The sequence below is a fragment of the Chryseobacterium sp. PMSZPI genome (assembly GCF_002835665.1).
Classification (GTDB): Bacteria; Bacteroidota; Bacteroidia; order Flavobacteriales; family Weeksellaceae; genus Chryseobacterium.
Genome location: NZ_PIZV01000004.1, coordinates 73707 through 89931, shown reverse-complemented (window position 1 = coordinate 89931; position 16225 = coordinate 73707). Strand labels below are relative to the sequence as shown.

The 16225-nt window shown below is 34.5% G+C and carries 17 protein-coding genes; 1 reads left to right on the top strand and 16 read right to left on the bottom strand.

Translation table 11 applies throughout. The features are described from left to right. Nucleotides 1-67: 67 nt before the first annotated feature. From hisIE to CW752_RS01410, 15 genes are all read right to left on the bottom strand, one after another. On the bottom strand, nucleotides 68-652 hold the full coding sequence (gene hisIE, locus CW752_RS01480; RefSeq protein ID WP_101238028.1) for a bifunctional phosphoribosyl-AMP cyclohydrolase/phosphoribosyl-ATP diphosphatase HisIE: 585 nt from the start codon (nucleotides 650-652) through the stop codon (nucleotides 68-70). Continuing rightward, the gene (gene hisF, locus CW752_RS01475; RefSeq protein ID WP_101238027.1) at nucleotides 649-1401 is read right to left on the bottom strand and encodes an imidazole glycerol phosphate synthase subunit HisF; all 753 of its coding nucleotides are present in this window, start codon (nucleotides 1399-1401) and stop codon (nucleotides 649-651) included. Before hisF ends, hisIE begins: the two co-directional genes overlap by 4 nt. Next, entirely contained in the window at nucleotides 1394-2116 is a 723-nt protein-coding gene (gene hisA / locus CW752_RS01470; protein ID WP_101238026.1) for a 1-(5-phosphoribosyl)-5-[(5-phosphoribosylamino)methylideneamino]imidazole-4-carboxamide isomerase, read from the bottom strand. Before hisA ends, hisF begins: the two co-directional genes overlap by 8 nt. After that, entirely contained in the window at nucleotides 2113-2697 is a 585-nt protein-coding gene (gene hisH, locus CW752_RS01465; RefSeq protein ID WP_101238025.1) for an imidazole glycerol phosphate synthase subunit HisH, read from the bottom strand. Before hisH ends, hisA begins: the two co-directional genes overlap by 4 nt. A 2-nt stretch (nucleotides 2698-2699) precedes the next feature. Beyond that, entirely contained in the window at nucleotides 2700-3794 is a 1095-nt protein-coding gene (gene hisB, locus CW752_RS01460) for a bifunctional histidinol-phosphatase/imidazoleglycerol-phosphate dehydratase HisB (RefSeq protein ID WP_101238024.1), read from the bottom strand. An 18-nt stretch (nucleotides 3795-3812) separates the two neighbouring features. Further along, nucleotides 3813-4847: a histidinol-phosphate transaminase gene (gene hisC, locus CW752_RS01455; protein WP_101238023.1), complete on the bottom strand. Its 1035-nt coding sequence runs from the start codon at nucleotides 4845-4847 to the stop codon at nucleotides 3813-3815. 4 nt (nucleotides 4848-4851) lie between these two features. Beyond that, nucleotides 4852-6126, bottom strand: coding sequence for a histidinol dehydrogenase (gene hisD, locus CW752_RS01450; RefSeq protein ID WP_101238022.1), 1275 nt, complete (start codon nucleotides 6124-6126; stop codon nucleotides 4852-4854). Nucleotides 6127-6302: 176 nt separating this feature from the next. Continuing rightward, entirely contained in the window at nucleotides 6303-7160 is an 858-nt protein-coding gene (hisG, locus tag CW752_RS01445; protein ID WP_101238021.1) for an ATP phosphoribosyltransferase, read from the bottom strand. Nucleotides 7161-7410: 250 nt separating this feature from the next. After that, nucleotides 7411-8508 carry a glycosyltransferase family 4 protein gene (locus CW752_RS01440; RefSeq protein ID WP_101238020.1) on the bottom strand — a complete coding sequence of 366 codons (1098 nt, stop codon included), beginning with the start codon at nucleotides 8506-8508 and terminating at the stop codon, nucleotides 7411-7413. Next, nucleotides 8505-9281: a polysaccharide deacetylase family protein gene (locus CW752_RS01435; RefSeq protein WP_101238019.1), complete on the bottom strand. Its 777-nt coding sequence runs from the start codon at nucleotides 9279-9281 to the stop codon at nucleotides 8505-8507. Before CW752_RS01435 ends, CW752_RS01440 begins: the two co-directional genes overlap by 4 nt. Beyond that, entirely contained in the window at nucleotides 9282-10211 is a 930-nt protein-coding gene (locus tag CW752_RS01430) for a glycosyltransferase family 2 protein (RefSeq protein ID WP_101238018.1), read from the bottom strand. A 3-nt stretch (nucleotides 10212-10214) separates the two neighbouring features. Beyond that, the gene (locus CW752_RS01425; protein ID WP_101238017.1) at nucleotides 10215-11384 is read right to left on the bottom strand and encodes a glycosyltransferase family 87 protein; all 1170 of its coding nucleotides are present in this window, start codon (nucleotides 11382-11384) and stop codon (nucleotides 10215-10217) included. A gap of 30 nt (nucleotides 11385-11414) precedes the next feature. Then, a complete protein-coding gene (locus CW752_RS01420) occupies nucleotides 11415-12227 on the bottom strand; it encodes a 2,3,4,5-tetrahydropyridine-2,6-dicarboxylate N-succinyltransferase (protein WP_027375095.1) in 813 nt (270 codons plus the stop codon). 84 nt (nucleotides 12228-12311) lie between these two features. Continuing rightward, nucleotides 12312-12884 (bottom strand): methyltransferase family protein, encoded by a 573-nt coding sequence (locus CW752_RS01415; protein WP_228401562.1) that lies wholly within the window; start codon nucleotides 12882-12884, stop codon nucleotides 12312-12314. A 364-nt stretch (nucleotides 12885-13248) separates the two neighbouring features. Continuing rightward, nucleotides 13249-14097, bottom strand: coding sequence for an AraC family transcriptional regulator (locus CW752_RS01410; RefSeq protein WP_101238057.1), 849 nt, complete (start codon nucleotides 14095-14097; stop codon nucleotides 13249-13251). 88 nt (nucleotides 14098-14185) lie between these two features. On the opposite strand from CW752_RS01410, the gene CW752_RS01405 reads away from it, so the two are divergent. Further along, complete coding sequence (locus CW752_RS01405) at nucleotides 14186-15376, top strand: MFS transporter (RefSeq protein WP_101238015.1); 1191 nt, start codon at nucleotides 14186-14188, stop codon at nucleotides 15374-15376. Nucleotides 15377-15555: 179 nt separating this feature from the next. On the opposite strand, the gene CW752_RS01400 is transcribed toward CW752_RS01405, so the two are convergent. Further along, nucleotides 15556-15933, bottom strand: coding sequence for a DUF2255 family protein (locus CW752_RS01400; RefSeq protein ID WP_101238014.1), 378 nt, complete (start codon nucleotides 15931-15933; stop codon nucleotides 15556-15558). Nucleotides 15934-16225 lie beyond the last annotated feature (292 nt).

Sequence of the window (16225 nt, the reverse complement as noted above, 5' to 3'; positions counted from 1 at the left end):
ATTGTTTAATAACTTAAGGAGGCAAATATATTATTTTGGGATAAAAAAAGAATATTCAAACAATGTACTAACTTCTACTTTGAAGAATTTTTTCAATATCCTCCAATGAAAAGCCTTTCGCTTTCAGCAAAATCAAAAAATGATACATAAGGTCAGCAGCTTCATTTCTAAAAAGATCAGCATTATTGTCCTTTGCTTCTATCACCAATTCTACGGCCTCCTCTCCTACTTTTTGGGCTACTTTATTAATTCCTCTTTGATAGAGTGAATACGTATATGAACCTTCTGTCTTATCGTCAATTCTCTGAGAGATCTTTTCTTCCAGTTCGTATAAAAACCCTTTTGGAGCCTTCTCTCCAAAGCAACTGAAACTTCCTGTATGGCATACCACATTCTTTGGAATTACTTTTATTAGAATCGTATCCTGATCACAATCGATATCAATACTTTGTACTGTTAAAAAATTGCCTGATTCTTCTCCTTTCGTCCAGAGTCTGTTTTTGGAGCGGCTGAAAAATGTTACGATTCCCTCTTGTTTTGTTTTGTCGAAGGCTTCTTCATTCATATACCCGAGCATTAATACCTGTAATGTTCTGTTATCCTGGATAATTACAGGAACCAACCCGTTGTCTTTATTAAAATCGATATTCATCGTACTGCTATTTTTTGAGTTTTTAATTCTTGTTTTAAATTCGGAATACTTATTTCATTAAAATGGAATACACTGGCTGCCAATGCTCCTGTAGCTTTAGTTTTATAAAATACTTCAATGAAGTCTTCAACTATTCCCGCACCTCCTGAAGCTATTACCGGAATACCGACATTTTCAGAAACCAATTGAGTAATCCGAAGATCAAATCCTTTTTTGGTACCATCTCCATCCATGGATGTTAAAAGAATTTCTCCGGCTCCCAACAATTCGGCTTCTTTAGCCCATTCAACAGTTGTCAAAGTTGTAGCTTCCCTACCTCCTTTAATATGAACAAGGTCGGATGTACCTATCAATCGCGTATCAATCGCCACTACAATACACTGGCTTCCAAATTCGTTGGCCAGATCTGCAATAAGTTGCGGGTTCTTTACTGCTGAAGAATTGATGCTAATTTTATCTGCTCCCACTTCCAAAAGCTTTCTAACATCTTCTATGGAAGAAATTCCGCCTCCTACAGTGAAAGGAATACTTATTTCTTTAGCTATATCTTTAACTAATTCTACGAATGTTTTTCTATTTTCAATCGTTGCGGTAATGTCAAGAAATACAAGCTCATCGGCACCCTCTTGTTCATATCTTTTTGCCAATTCTACAGGATCACCGGCATTTTTAAGGTCTTCAAAATTAATTCCTTTTACGGTACTTCCATCTTTAATATCAAGACACGGAATAATTCTTTTTTTAAGCATTTTCAATAAAATTTTGAAGTTGTAGTAAACTTATTTTTCCTTCATAAATAGCCTTTCCGATAATCGTTCCTGCGCATCCTATATCTTTCATTTTGTACACATCTTTGATACCGGAAATTCCCCCGCTTGCACTTAGCTGAGTTGTCGTCTTATATAAAATCTCAATATATAAGCCTGTTGAAGGGCCTTCCAACATTCCATCTTTTGAAATGTCAGTACATATGGTTTGACAAATACCTTTGTTCTGATATTCCAGAATAAAATCAATAATATCTTTATCGCTTTCTTCCTGCCAACCGGAGGTCTTAATCTTCCTATTCTCACAATCTGCTCCTAAAATAACTTTTTCCGAACCATATTTTTGAATCATTTCAACACAAAATTCAGGATTCTGAACGGCGATACTTCCTAATGTAATTTGCTTTGCCCCGGAATTAAAGGCTGTTTCTATATCCTGTTGAGATTTTAATCCACCTCCAAAGTCAATATGAAGTGAGGTAGAGTTTGCAATATTTTCCAAAACTTTCTGATTCACAATGTGCTTTGATTTTGCACCGTCAAGGTCTACCAAATGAAGAAACCGGATGCCAAAGCTTTCGAATTCTTTAGCCACTTCCACAGGATCCTCATTGTAGATTTTCTTTGTGTTATAATCTCCTTTTGACAAGCGTACACATTTGCCGTCAATAATATCTATAGCCGGAATAATTTTCATAATGGTAAATTGATAAAGTTCTTTAATAACTGGTTTCCAACTTGTCCCGATTTTTCCGGGTGAAACTGTACTGCATAAAAGTTATCTTTTTGCAAAGACGCACTGAATGGCAGAATATAGTCGCATACAGAAGTTGTAAAATCCGATAATTCACAATAATAGCTATGAACAAAATATACGTCATCCTCCTGTTCAATTCCTGAAAATAATGAAGAATTTTGATTGGAAACAGTATTCCAGCCCATATGGGGAACAATATCTTCTGACGGAAATTTTCTCACATTGATATCAAAAATTCCCATTCCTTCGGTATTCCCTTCCTCATTTTTTTTGCACATCAGCTGCATTCCCAAGCATATTCCTAATACCGGTTGTTGTAAAGTTGGAATAAGTACATCAAGTTTTTTTTCTTTTAATAGCTTCATGGTTGAAGATGCTTCTCCAACCCCCGGGAAAATTACTTTATCAGCTTTTAAAATCTGCTTCGGATCATCTGTAATGATAGAATCTACATTTAATCTGTTCAGTGCATTCTGTACTGAGCTTACGTTTCCGCCATTATATTTTATTATTGCAATCATATTTATAAACTTCCTTTGGTTGAAGGTAAACTGTAATTAGCATCAGATTGATTTACCGCCATTTTAATAGCTTTTGCAAATGCTTTGAAAATGGATTCTATTTTATGGTGTTCGTTATCTCCTTCTGATTTTATATTCAAATTCGATTTTGAAGAATCTGTGAAAGATTTAAAGAAATGAAAGAACATTTCTGTAGGAACATCTCCTATCTTTTCTCTTTTAAATTCTGCATCCCAAACCAGCCACGGTCGCCCTCCGAAATCAATGGCCACCTGTGCCAGACAATCATCCATAGGGAGCAAAAAACCATATCTTTCAATTCCTTTTTTCTTTCCCAAAGCTTTGATAATAGCCTCACCCAATACGATTCCTGTATCTTCAATCGTATGGTGCTCGTCTACATTAAGATCTCCTGTTACTTTGACACGAAGGTCCATATTCCCGTGTTTGGCAATCTGATCCAACATGTGATCAAAGAAATGAAGTCCTGTTGAAATTTCAGATTTTCCGCTTCCATCGATATTGACTTCAATCTCGATTTCGGTTTCGTTAGTTTTTCTAGAGACTTTAGCCTTTCTCATTTCACTTTTTAAAAACTGATAGATTTCTGCCCAATTAGTAGTGGTTAAATCAGCTTTATCATTTAAACCCGGGCTTATAAAAATAGCCTTTGTCCCTAAGTTCCGGGCCAATTGAATATCTGTAACACGATCTCCTATAACAAAAGAATTCTCGAGATCATAATTACCATAGATATATTTTCCCATCATCCCTATACCAGGTTTTCTCGTAGGTAGATTTTCGTGTTCAAAACTTTTATCAATTAAAATATCATTAAAAATTATTCCTTCATTTTCAAATGCTTTCAACATTTTTTCATGAGGTTTTGTAAAATCTTCCAATGGAAAACTTTCGGTGCCCAATCCGTCCTGATTGGTTACCATCACTAATTCATAATCCAGTTCATTGGCAATTTTTGAAAGGTTTTGAAATACCCCCGGATAAAATTCCAGTTTTTCCAAGGAATCGACCTGAAAATCCGTAGGGGGCTCAATAATTAGAGTGCCGTCACGGTCTATAAATAGTACTTTTTTCATATATTGCTATTTGTTTAGTTATCCTATATTTTTTAAAAGGTTGATTAATTTTTCATTCTCCTGACGATTTCCTATATTGATTCTAATACATCCCGGGATAGCAGGATCTCTTCTGCTTGTCAGAACTTCTTCTTCCAACATTCTTTCATATACCTGATCTACATTATTCATTGTAATCAAAAAGAAATTGGCGTCTGTCGGGTATACTTTTGAGATACATTTAATATCTTTAAACTGTTCTTCAAGCCATCTTCTTTCCGATAGAATTTGGTCCAGATTTTCATTGAATATTTCTTGCTTATCAAGTGTTTTCAGAATTAGCTCCTGGCTTAATGCGTTGACATTGTAAGGTGCTTTTACGGTATTGATCAACGTAATAATGTCTTCAGATGCGTAAGCCACCCCAACTCTTGCTCCTGCAATTCCCCAAGCTTTCGAAAAAGTCTGAAGAACGATCAGATTTGGATATTTCTCAAGAAGTTCAATACTTGATTTTTTTCCTGAGAATTCAATATAAGCTTCATCCACCACAACAATTCCATTAAAGTTTTGAATGTAGAACTCAATATCATCAATACTATTTCCGGTCGGATTATTAGGTGAACACAAAAAGAAAATCTTTATAGCCTGTTCTTTTGTAATATTTAAAAAATCTTCTTTTAAGATATCAAAGTTTTCATTCAGATTAAGCTTTAAAACATTGTTTTCATTGATTGCAGCATAAAATGCATACATCGCAAAAGAAGGATTCATCATCAGGATAGCATCCTTTTTGGGCTCACAAAATATTTTAATAATCAAATCGATAAGTTCATCACTTCCGTTTCCTATTGCCATTTGAGATGGAGATAGATTTTTAAGTTCTGACAGTTTACTTTTCAGTTTTTTCTGGGTAGAATCCGGGTAACGATTATATTCACCGAAAGGGCTTTCATTGGCATCCAAAAGCACAGGAGCACTAAATTCATTATGATCTCTAAAGCTTATATAAGGCTGTAGTTTTAAAATATTTTCTCTTACTAAAGTATTGATATTGACAATTGTATTGTTCATTCTATTATTTTAATCGTATTGATACTGCATTTTTGTGGGCAAACAGGCCTTCTGCTTCTGCCATTGTTTCTATCGTTTTTCCTAAATTTTGAAGTCCTTCTTTGGAAAGATGCTGGAATGTTATTTTTTTTACAAAACTATCCAGGGAAACACCACTATAATTCTTTGCATAAGCATTGGTAGGAAGGGTGTGATTGGTTCCACTTGCATAATCGCCGGCACTTTCACAGGAATAATTTCCGAGGAAAACAGATCCTGCATTCTGAACCTTTGAGATATATTTTTCAAAGTCTTTCATGGCAAGAATAAGGTGTTCGGGAGCATATAAATTGCTGAACTCAATGGCCTCTTCAAGAGTGTTAAGCAATATAAAGTTGCTGTTTTCCAACGCCTGATTGGCAAATTCATTTCTAGGCAATACCTTGACTTGTTGTTCAACAGCCTCAATTGTATCATTAAAAATGGTAAGATCTGTTGTGATAAAAACAACCTGACTATCACTTCCATGTTCTGCCTGTGAAAGAAGATCCGCTGCACAGAAATCAGGGACAGCCTGCTGGTCTGCTATGACAAGGACTTCACTGGGGCCGGCCGGCATATCAATAGCAACTCCATAGCGTTGGGCATATTCTTTTGCGGCAACAACAAACTGATTTCCCGGACCAAAAATTTTATAGACTTTCGGAATGCTTTCTGTTCCCAACGCCATTCCGGCAACGGCCTGGGCTCCTCCTGTTTTAAAGATTTTAGAAATTCCACAAAGCTTGGCGGCATATAAAATAGCCGGATTAATATTTCCATTTTTATCTGGTGGTGTACACAGTATAATTTCTTTGCACCCGGCCAAATTTGCAGGAATAGCAAGCATCAATACGGTTGAAAATAAAGGAGCTGTTCCTCCCGGAATATAAATTCCCACTTTCTCAATAGCTCTATTCTCTCTCCAGCAAATCACTCCTTTTGTTGTTTCAATTTTTTGAACTTCCGTATTTTGTGTAGCGTGAAATTTAGAAATATTTTCCCTGGCTTGTTGAATAGCTTGTTTTAAATCTTCATTAATTTGATTAATGGCATTTTCAATTTCAATTTCCGCAACCTTAATACTTTTTGTATTGGCCTTATCAAATTTTCTGTTGAAATCTATCAAAGCTTTATCTCCATTCTTCTCGACTTCGGAAAATATCTGTGCGATAAGCCCTGAAATCTCTTCTCGTTCAAGAACGGGGCGCTGTACCAGATCAGCCCATGTATTTTTCGTTGGATATCTGTATATTTTCATTTGTATTATTTTTCTTAGTGTGACATTTTTTTAACCATTAAGAGTTTTTAAGTGATTAAGAATTATTAAGATCATAGCTAAAGCTATTGATTCAGCTACACGCTTAATCAATTTTCTGATAAAGCTTAATGTTCTTAAAACCTTCATTTCCTTAATGATTCATTACGTATTTCTTTTTAAATAACCATTTTATCAATTGGAATGATGAGTATGTCTTGTGCTCCGTTCTCTTTCAGTTCATCAATAACTTCCCAAAACCGCTCCTGATCAATCACTGAATGAATACTGCTCCAACCTTCTTCAGCTAACGGAATCACGGTAGGGCTTTTCAGTACAGGAAGGACACCGGCCACTTTTTGAATCTTATCATTAGGAACATTCATCAGGATGTATTTTGAATTTTTAGCTTTTAAAACCGCTTTGATCCTGAATAAGAACTTTTCAAGAATGGCTGTTTTTTCGAGTGATAATTGTGGAGTTTGTGCCAAAACAGCTTCCGATTTCAGTAAGGTTACGGTTTCTCTTAATCCGTTTTTGAATAAAGTACTTCCGGAGCTCACAATATCGCAGATTCCGTCCGCAAGGCCAATATTAGGAGCTATTTCTACAGATCCGGAAATAACGTGAATATCTGAAACAACCCCTTTCTTTTCTAAAAAATTTCTAAGGGTATTAGGATAAGAAGTGGCAATTTTTTTCCCTTGAAAATACGTCAGATCATCGGTTTCCACTTCCTTTGGGACAGCTATGGAAACCCGGCATTTGGAGAAACCAAGTTTCTCGATAATTTGAATGTTTTTCTGTTTTTCAACCAGAAGATTCTCACCTACTATGGCAATATCCACTACTCCGTCTTCAAGGTATTGCGGAATATCCGAGTTTCGCAGATACATGATTTCCATCGGAAAATTATCTACTGAAACTTTAAGCTGATCTTTTCCATTATTGACGAAAATTCCGCAATCTTTGAGAAGTTGTAAAGAATCCTCATAAAGTCGACCACTTTTTTGAATTGCAATTTTTAATTTACTCATTTCGCTTTTTTTAGTCCGAGCAAATAAAAATTGATCTGTTTTGAAAATTTCCGAGGAGAATTCAGGAAACAAAAAAACCGTCTATTTACTCAGACGGTTTTAATTATTTTTTGATTTTAGCACATACAAATATCAATCAATTCCGTCTAACAGAGATGATGATAATAATGATGTAATGCTAAAAAATTCGGTTTCATTGTATTGAATTATGGTACAAATGTAGGATTTATTTTTAAAATGCAAAGTTTTTTTAGATAATTTTTTGATAAAGATTCATCAATTCCTTTGCAATCGGTTCGTCATTAAACTTCTGAACAAACTCAAAACCCTTTTCCTCACGGCGTTTTCTTTCGGATGCATTTTCCCAAAGAAATTTTATTTTTGCACGAATATCAACATAGTTATTCGGGTCGATATATACCGAATCTGGTCCTCCTGCTTCTGGTAAACAACTCGTGTTGCTGGTTACAACAACCGTTTTAGAAAAAAGGGCTTCAATAACCGGAATTCCAAAACCTTCAAAAAAGCTTGGATATACAAAGATATCAGCCAGTTTGTAAATAACAGCCAATTCGTCCATAGAAACTCCTTCTAAAAATAAAATCTGATTTTCCATTTTATTCTTTTTCAGGAAATCTGCAATTTTTTGGTAATATTTGGTCTTTCTTCCTACCACAACCAGTGGTATATTAGTCTCATGGATGGCCTTTACAATATTCAACAGATTCTTTCGGTCTTCAATGGTTCCTACATTCAGGATAAACCTTTCCGAAAGTTTAAATTTATCCTGAGTCACCTGAATAAAGTCCGGGGACTGCTGTTCTTTGAATGCTTTATGGCAGCCTTGATAAATGACTTCAATTTTAGTTTCCGGAACTTTTAAAAACTGTATAATATCTCTTTTCGTCTGTTCTGAAATGGCAATAATTTTGTCTGCCATTTCAGCCGCTTTCCTGAATTTCCAGAAATGAATCTTTCTATCAAAAAAAGAATAATATTGCGGATATCGTACAAAGATCAGATCGTGTATCGTTACTATTTTTTTGATTGGTTTTTTATCCCATTTTAAAGGAAGTTCTCCGGATAGACCATGGAAAATATCAGCCCCTTGTTTCTGGGCATCTTTTCCCATCTTAAACTGACGCGAAAAGTTACCTTTAGACGTTTCAACAAATTCAACATTGGGACGTTCCAGAATATCTTTTCCTCGCTCGGATTTATTTTTGTTCAGGAGTAAATACTCATTATCCGGCTCATATTGAGAAAGTATTCTTACAAGATCTCTTGAGTAATTGCCCAAACCGGATGTATTATGGAAAAAACGTTTGGCATCAAAAGCTATCTTCATGAGCATATCTTTTTTTGAAATTCCTGAAATGTCCCAAATGTATGGCCTTTATCTTTCAACCAGCCTACAAATGAGTCAAATCTTTCCACCATATCGTCTCCAGAATTTTTCACAGTAAAACCTGGTAGTTTAAAAGCTTCGTCTTTAATTCCGGCAAACTCCCATGGGTGGAAATAGATATTCAAATATTGATCTTTTTTCAAAGTATCGGAAGCCAGTTTTTTATAAAATGCCAGTGGAAAGTTATGGAAACTTAACCAAAATAAGGGAATTCTGAAATTAGGAGATACTGACGCCGGAACCTGCATTACATTTCCTTCTTTAAAATAGGTTCTTGAAACTTTCAAATTATTATATCGGCCCGGAAGAAATGTAGGATTGATGGATGAGTTGTAGGAATATCCTGCTTTTTCCACTTCTTTTTCATCTACAGGCATCATTCTCGGCATTCTTAATCCTGTTACTTTCGTTGAGAATAATTCTTCCAGTTTTTCTCTCGATTCTTTAAGGTGTTTTTCTTCAAATTCCGAATGGAACCAAGTGTGAGAGGCCAATTCATGCCCTTCATTTAATAATCTTTCGATAAGATGTTTACTATTTTCTGCAAAAACTACTGTGGAAAAGAAAGTTGCTTTTGCATGATGCTTTTTAAGAATATTTAAAATTCTTTCAAGCCCATATTGAGATATAGAGATTTGTTTATCAAAAGAGATTTCTCCTTTATATTCTAAAGGCATATCAAACTCCTCGATATCAAAACTTAATAAAACCATTTAAAAATTTTTGTTTTTAATAATATAATTAGGTCTTTCTTTTACCTGTTTAAAGATTTTTCCTAAATAAATGCCGATAATTCCCAAAATAATAAGTTGAAGACCTCCAAAGAATACGATGGTCATAATTAATGATGCCCAACCTGATATTTCAGTGCCGGCAACAAATGCATACACAACATATCCAACATATCCTATCACGGAAAGAAGAGAAAAGATAAAGCCCAGATAAGCTGCTAAATAAAGAGGTTTTACGCTAAAGGCAGTAATTCCTGTAAATGCAAAAGTGAGCATCTTTTTAAGGTTATAACTGCTTTCTCCGGTCATTCTTTCTCCGGCAACAAACTCAATTCCGGTCTGTTTATATCCCATCCAGCTGGTAAGGCCTCTTAGAAATAAATCATCTTCTTTAAAGCTTCTCATTGCCTGAACGGCATTGGCATCCATCAATCGGAAATCAGATCCTCCTCCTTTGGTAAGGTTGACATCTGAAAGGCTGGATAACAATTTATAAAACCCGTCGGAAGTTTTTCTTTTAAAATAGGAAATCTGTTTAGGATAGGTTCTTACCGTATAAACAATATCATAACCTTCTTCCCACTTTTTAATCATTTCCGGAATAAGTTCAGGAGGATGTTGAAGATCTCCATCCATTGAAATGACTGCATTTCCATCAGCATTATCTATCCCGGCTTTTACAGCCGGCTGGTGTCCAAAATTTCTGGAAAACTCAATAAACTTTACGTCTTCATATTTTTGAGATAATTCTTCAAGCTTCTGCTGTGTATTATCCCGGCTCCCATCATTCACAAAGATGATTTCATAATCATAGTTTTTTAATCCTGAAAAAACTTCCTTTATTTTTTCATGAACTAAAGCAACATTGCCTTCTTCATTATGAGCGGGTATGACAATAGAAATTTTCTTCATACATTAATTTAAAGTATAATCCTTTTCAAAGTCTTTTGTCAGAAGTTCATAAATCACTCTGAACCAAACGACGATACAAGGTACAGCTTTCAAAGAATATTTAATAATATAATTTTGCTTGATGAATTTTGGAAATAAATCCGATGGCGAAAAGCATGTAAGAATGATTACAAATACCAATAACCCTATTACAAGTGGTGTTTTTTCTTTTTGAAGGGTAAACCAGATCATCACTCCTGCTACGGCAATAATGTAGGTTGGCGATTCCGAACCTGAGCTAAACAAAACCAAAAAAAGTAATGTAGACGCCAGAATCATCAATTGGAACGCGTAATTTTTATATTGCTTTATTCTAATATATGGCAATGCAAACAACGGAACTCCAAAGGCTAAAAATGTAAGGTTTGAAATAGAGGCATCTCCTAAAATTCTTCTTACAAAACCCATCAAGGATATATCCTGCATATTTCCAAGCACTTGATTGTCATTATTTTTAGAAATCAAAGAATGTGACCAATCCAAATAACTCTGGATAACAAACTGCGGACTGGAATAGATCATCGGAATGCACAAACATAATGCAGCAACAATAATTCCTGCTAGAATAAACTTAATTTTGTTTTTAATAAAGAAAAACTGTGACAATCCTACGATTCCATACAGCTTTACAAAAATTCCAACGACAATGGCTGTTGCAGATTGTACTTCTTTTCTTTCGTAAATATATATTGCGGAAAGCATTAAAAGCCCTACCAATGCGACATTAAACTGTAAGCTAACCGCTGCAGTAATGTATTCCTGTAAACAAAGCAAGGCAAAAAGGGCTTTCTTAGGATCTGAAAATGGAAGTTTATGAATGGCATACAGGAAAATTCCTGTATTGGCAACATTCCATAATGAGATTCCCAACCAATCCGGCATTACGGCAAAAGGAGCAATTAGTAAACTGAAAAACACGCCATAATGATTCATATCAGAATAGCGTTCAGGATATTGTAAATACAGATTTTTCTCGTCAAGTGTATTAAAAAATACTCCTTTGAAAATCAGATAATTATTAATCGCCTGATATCCTCTTGAGAATTTAGAAAGCGCAGTGGCTACTGCAACAATAAGATAAACCCCAAATATATATTTAGGGTTTAACAGTATTTTTAAAAATTTTTCTTTCAAAATTGTGCGGTATTAGCTTAAAAATCAATCTTAAACAGCTACGTTATTATCTCTCAATGCATCATTCAGAGAAGTCTTTTTATCGGTAGATTCTTTTCTCTGGCCAATGATCAATGCACATGGAACCTGATATTCTCCTGCAGGATATTGTTTTGTATAGCTTCCAGGAATCACCACAGAACGGGCAGGAACTCTTCCTTTGATTTCGATAGGCTCGCTTCCTGTTACATCAATAATTTTTGTAGATGCTGTCAATACAACATTAGCTCCCAGTACTGCTTCTTTTTCTACATGAACTCCTTCTACAACGATACATCTTGAACCGATGAAACAGTCATCTTCAATGATTACAGGAGCAGCTTGTAATGGTTCTAATACACCACCAATACCTACACCACCACTTAGGTGAACATTTTTACCAATCTGTGCACAACTTCCTACAGTAGCCCAAGTATCTACCATGGTTCCTGAATCTACATAAGCACCAATGTTTACATAAGAAGGCATCATAATTACTCCTGAAGCTACGAAAGATCCTTCTCTTGCAATAGCATGAGGAACTACTCTTACTCCTTTTTCCGCATAATTTTTCTTTAAAGGAATCTTGTCATGAAATTCAAACGGACCTACTTCAATAGTTTCCATCTTTTGGATTGGGAAATACATTACTACTGCTTTCTTCACCCATTCATTTACCTGCCATCCGTTTTCTGTAGGTTCAGCTACACGAAGTTCCCCGGAATCTAATAAAGAAATTACCTCTCTTATCGCTTTTTGGCTGTCTTCATTTTGTAATAGATCTCTATTATCCCAAATGTTTTCAATAGTTTGTTGTAACGACATGTTTCTTGTTTAAATTAGTTTGAAAAATTATACCCGCCAAAGATACAAAAAAGTTCAGCAAAAATATTTTTAAGTTAGCCCTTATTAGCAAAGGCTCAACATGCGTCTGACCCGCTTTTTATAAATTAGATATTTTTGCCCGTGTTCATTCAGCAAATGTTCTTCTTCAAGTCGTATTTGAATTTGCATTAAAAGGCTTCCTACTAATAAAAAAATGAAAACAATTCCTGTTGGAAACACCAGAAAAAATCCTATAAGACTTGCAGTCATTCCCAAAAATATCGGATTCCTGGAAAACCCGAATAATCCATCAGTAATTAATTCTGTTCGCATTTTGCGGTCGATACCGATCCGCCACGAATCTTTCATTTGCAGTTGCGCAATAATAACCCAGACAAAGGAAAAGATCATTAAAGTTATGCCTATATATTTTAAAAGTTCTACGTCCAAAAAATGAATTTTAAAAACTGAAAAAATATGATGTGGAAACAATAGAATAAGGATCGTATAGATTAATAAAGCTAAAATAATCAGTTTAAAATGCCATCCGATAAAAGCATAGACAGGATCTCCTTTTGGAAGCACATTAGGATTTTTACCGATTCTCTTAGCTATAGTAAAACTTACCCCTACAAAAGAAGTTATAAAAAACAACATAAAATATAAGGGGATAAAGAACCGGATAAAATTCACCATTTAATAATTATTTGTAGCAAATTTCATTACTTCTACAATGCAATCCTATGACAATAATACAATACACTAATAGCATAAGTCACAAAGTTTAAAACACTTAAGCATTTCATTTGTTCTTCAGATTATTAGAAATAAAATCAGTAATTTGAGTAAATATCCCAATAGTAAGAATAATTAAGAATGAGGCAATGGTTTTCAGAGCGTCAAAAGCTAAACTAAGTAAAAATCAATTCGTATTAATTTTTAACAAATGGACTAGATTTCTTTTATATTGAATGTTTTAAAATAAATAAACTACTTGTTTTCAATTGTATGTAAAATTCATTTAAACTATAGCTTTAGAGATTCCTTTTGTCTTTTTAAATTCTGTAAGACTCACTTTATGTTGTTTTTTAAAAAACTTGTTCAGATGGCTCTCATCAGAAAAACCGAATTCAGTGACAATTTCATTGATTCTCATATCACTGAAAAGAAGCCTGTGTTCAATCAACCTCAATTTATAATTCAGAATATAGTGGGTGATTGTTTCCCCGCAATGGTTTTTAAAGTAACTGCCAAGGTAAGTCTCAGAAAGTCCAAATTCCCGGGCAATCACAGCGACCTTTAAAAGAGCCGGATCATGGATGTTCCCCTGAATATAATTAATGATATCCAATATTCTTTTATCGGTGTTAGAACCTACACTTTCAGCTCGCATCTTTGAAATATTTCTTGCTGCAATTACGATTAAAGCATTCACATAATGCAATGTTAATTCCTCCTGATAGATATCCGGATGATTTAAACCATGCAGCAATGAAGTTACAACGGAATCCACCAGAACGACATCAGGTTTATTCTGTAAAATACAGCCGGAAAGGTAAGACGCACCATATAATAAACATCCAATGGAATTGATAGTATTCCATTTATAATCTTTTATATACCGTTCACTGAACTTTACAAGCAGAAGTTCAGTTTTATCTTCAATTTCCAAATGATGATGATCATCTGGAGTGAGCAATATCAGGCTGCCTGTGCTGTAAGAAGCAATATTATTATTTATTGTAAAAGATCCCTTCCCGGAAATGACATATATGATCTGGAAAAAGGAAAACAAATTACCTTTTAAAGGGCAGCTTTCGGCGTTATGATATTCAACTTTTACCAATTGATCTATGTTCTCTCTTTTCATAAGGTAAAAATACTTATTTATCCTTAAAATATACTGATTTTTAATATTATTTCTGTTCAAATTTGCTATATCAAAATTTTTAAAATCAATGAAAAAATCAATTTATGTCCTGGCGCTTGGTGCTTTCGGTATTATTACTACCGAATTCGGGGTTGTTGGAATTCTTCCTACCATCAGCAGACAGTTTGGGGTGTCAATAGATACGGCAGGATGGCTGCTGAGTACTTTTGCTATTACCGTTGCAGTTTCTTCTCCGTTTATTACTTCTTTTACCAGCAAAATAAACCGTAAGTTCCTTCTATGCCTTGTGATGAGCATATTTGTACTTTCAAATCTGATATCTGCTTTTTCCACCAACTTTACAATGTTGATGATAGCCCGTGTATTACCAGCAGTATTACATCCGCTTTTCTGGAATATCTCCATTGCCATTGCATTCAAAGAAAAGGGAGCAAAAGGAGTATCTACCGTTATGTTAGGGTTGAGTCTTGCTACTGTTCTTGGTATTCCGATGACGACCTATGCAGCTGATCTTTTTCATGATTGGAAGGCCTCATTTTTTCTGAGCAGCATTATTAGTTTCATAGCGTTTATCGGATTATTGTTTTTCATTCCCTCTCTTCCTGCAGAGAAAGAAAAATATGAACAGAATCAATTCACCATACTGAGGAATCCTTTTTTGTGGATCAATCTGATTTCCACCATTGGTACATTAGCAGCGATGTTTTCCAGCTATACTTATCTCACCGCTTATCTTGAGGAAATCACCAAAATGAATGGCGCTCAAATCAGCATTATGCTTCTTCTTTTCGGAGGCATGGGAACACTGGGGAACTGGCTGATGGGAATCGCTTTAAGCCGAAATATAAAACTCACAACAAGATTGTTTTTATTATGTCTTATTTCGGTGCAAATTCTGGCTTATTTCCTAGGCAGCGTTTTCATTCCTATGGTTATCATTGTGTCTTGTTGGGGAATGATTCATACGGGTGGTTTTTTAGTTTCAAATATCAGAACTACACAAAACATTCCTCATCATGTTCTGGAATTCGTTAACAGCTTGCTTACATCGTCTTTTAATATCGGAATTTCATTAGGTGCCTTTCTTGGCGGAATCGTGAGCGCCTATTATGGAGTCCAACATGTTCTGTCAGTAAGTATATTACTTCTTACAGCTACATTTCTTCTGAGTTTCTTTTCTTTTCCTAAAAATACGGTAACGGATGAAGAAAGCGAAGAAGAAAAAGAATTTGGAACCACTGTATGTGAACATATTTAACGTATTTTATACATTTGAAAGAGACTGTCTCCTACATTTATATTGTCAAATGTAGGAGACAGCTTCTTTTTATTAGATTTTAGCCAGACCTTTTCCTATTGAATTTAAGAGTCTCATCCACAAAAGAAAATTTTAATTTCACCTTTATATCATTTCAGAAATGAATATGATGTCTGTATTTATTTTTCATCACCAATAACAAACTCCATCGTTTTTTCAATATGTTGGGTTTCAATAATTCCTGTTGCATATTTTCTATTCTTTCCCGAATTATATTTTGTAAGATAAGCCTTGTTAATTTCATCGGTTAATTCAGCTATGTCTTCAGGAATTACCGCTGTTATAGTATACACCACATCATTACATTTAATCTGCCCTGCTGAACATTTCAAAAAAGTATTATACCAGCTCTTTTCGGCAAGTCCCCAGGATCTGGCAAAGATTCTGTTTTGAATAGTAACCATCCAAATTTCCAGGAAATCCGGTCTTTGATTTCCCGCTTTTATTCCGATAAGATTATTGTTATTGATATAATCCAGAACATTGTCTTTATTCATTGTAATATGTTTTTGGTAAAACTAGAATATAGAAAGTTGAATAAAAACTTTTTTATACAGAAATACAAAAATTTGATGCAGATCATCATTTTCTAAGTACCTGTTTAAATTTTAAGAATTTTATTTTATGAGTTAATTTACCATGTTTTGTTACGAATAAATTTAACCATTAAGGTTTTTAGAATATTAAGTCTGAGCTTCGCTTTAAGGCATCTTACTTATAAAAAATCTTTGATTTTTTCTTAATTAATCTCAACAACTTAATGGTTCAAAAAAATTTTCAATAAAACTT

Coding starts and splice junctions, on each gene's coding strand:
- hisG (WP_101238021.1), bottom strand. CDS start 7,160: ATGAGTAAATTAAAAATTGCAATTCAAAAAAGTGGTCGACTTTATGAG.
- hisC (WP_101238023.1), bottom strand. CDS start 4,847: ATGAACAATACAATTGTCAATATCAATACTTTAGTAAGAGAAAATATT.
- CW752_RS01420 (WP_027375095.1), bottom strand. CDS start 12,227: ATGTCGTTACAACAAACTATTGAAAACATTTGGGATAATAGAGATCTA.
- hisH (WP_101238025.1), bottom strand. CDS start 2,697: ATGATTGCAATAATAAAATATAATGGCGGAAACGTAAGCTCAGTACAG.
- CW752_RS01400 (WP_101238014.1), bottom strand. CDS start 15,933: ATGAATAAAGACAATGTTCTGGATTATATCAATAACAATAATCTTATC.
- hisF (WP_101238027.1), bottom strand. CDS start 1,401: ATGCTTAAAAAAAGAATTATTCCGTGTCTTGATATTAAAGATGGAAGT.
- hisD (WP_101238022.1), bottom strand. CDS start 6,126: ATGAAAATATACAGATATCCAACGAAAAATACATGGGCTGATCTGGTA.
- hisB (WP_101238024.1), bottom strand. CDS start 3,794: ATGAAAAAAGTACTATTTATAGACCGTGACGGCACTCTAATTATTGAG.
- CW752_RS01410 (WP_101238057.1), bottom strand. CDS start 14,097: ATGAAAAGAGAGAACATAGATCAATTGGTAAAAGTTGAATATCATAAC.
- hisIE (WP_101238028.1), bottom strand. CDS start 652: ATGAATATCGATTTTAATAAAGACAACGGGTTGGTTCCTGTAATTATC.
- CW752_RS01440 (WP_101238020.1), bottom strand. CDS start 8,508: ATGAAGATAGCTTTTGATGCCAAACGTTTTTTCCATAATACATCCGGT.
- hisA (WP_101238026.1), bottom strand. CDS start 2,116: ATGAAAATTATTCCGGCTATAGATATTATTGACGGCAAATGTGTACGC.
- CW752_RS01430 (WP_101238018.1), bottom strand. CDS start 10,211: ATGAAGAAAATTTCTATTGTCATACCCGCTCATAATGAAGAAGGCAAT.
- CW752_RS01405 (WP_101238015.1), top strand. CDS start 14,186: ATGAAAAAATCAATTTATGTCCTGGCGCTTGGTGCTTTCGGTATTATT.
- CW752_RS01435 (WP_101238019.1), bottom strand. CDS start 9,281: ATGGTTTTATTAAGTTTTGATATCGAGGAGTTTGATATGCCTTTAGAA.
- CW752_RS01415 (WP_228401562.1), bottom strand. CDS start 12,884: ATGTTGTTTTTTATAACTTCTTTTGTAGGGGTAAGTTTTACTATAGCT.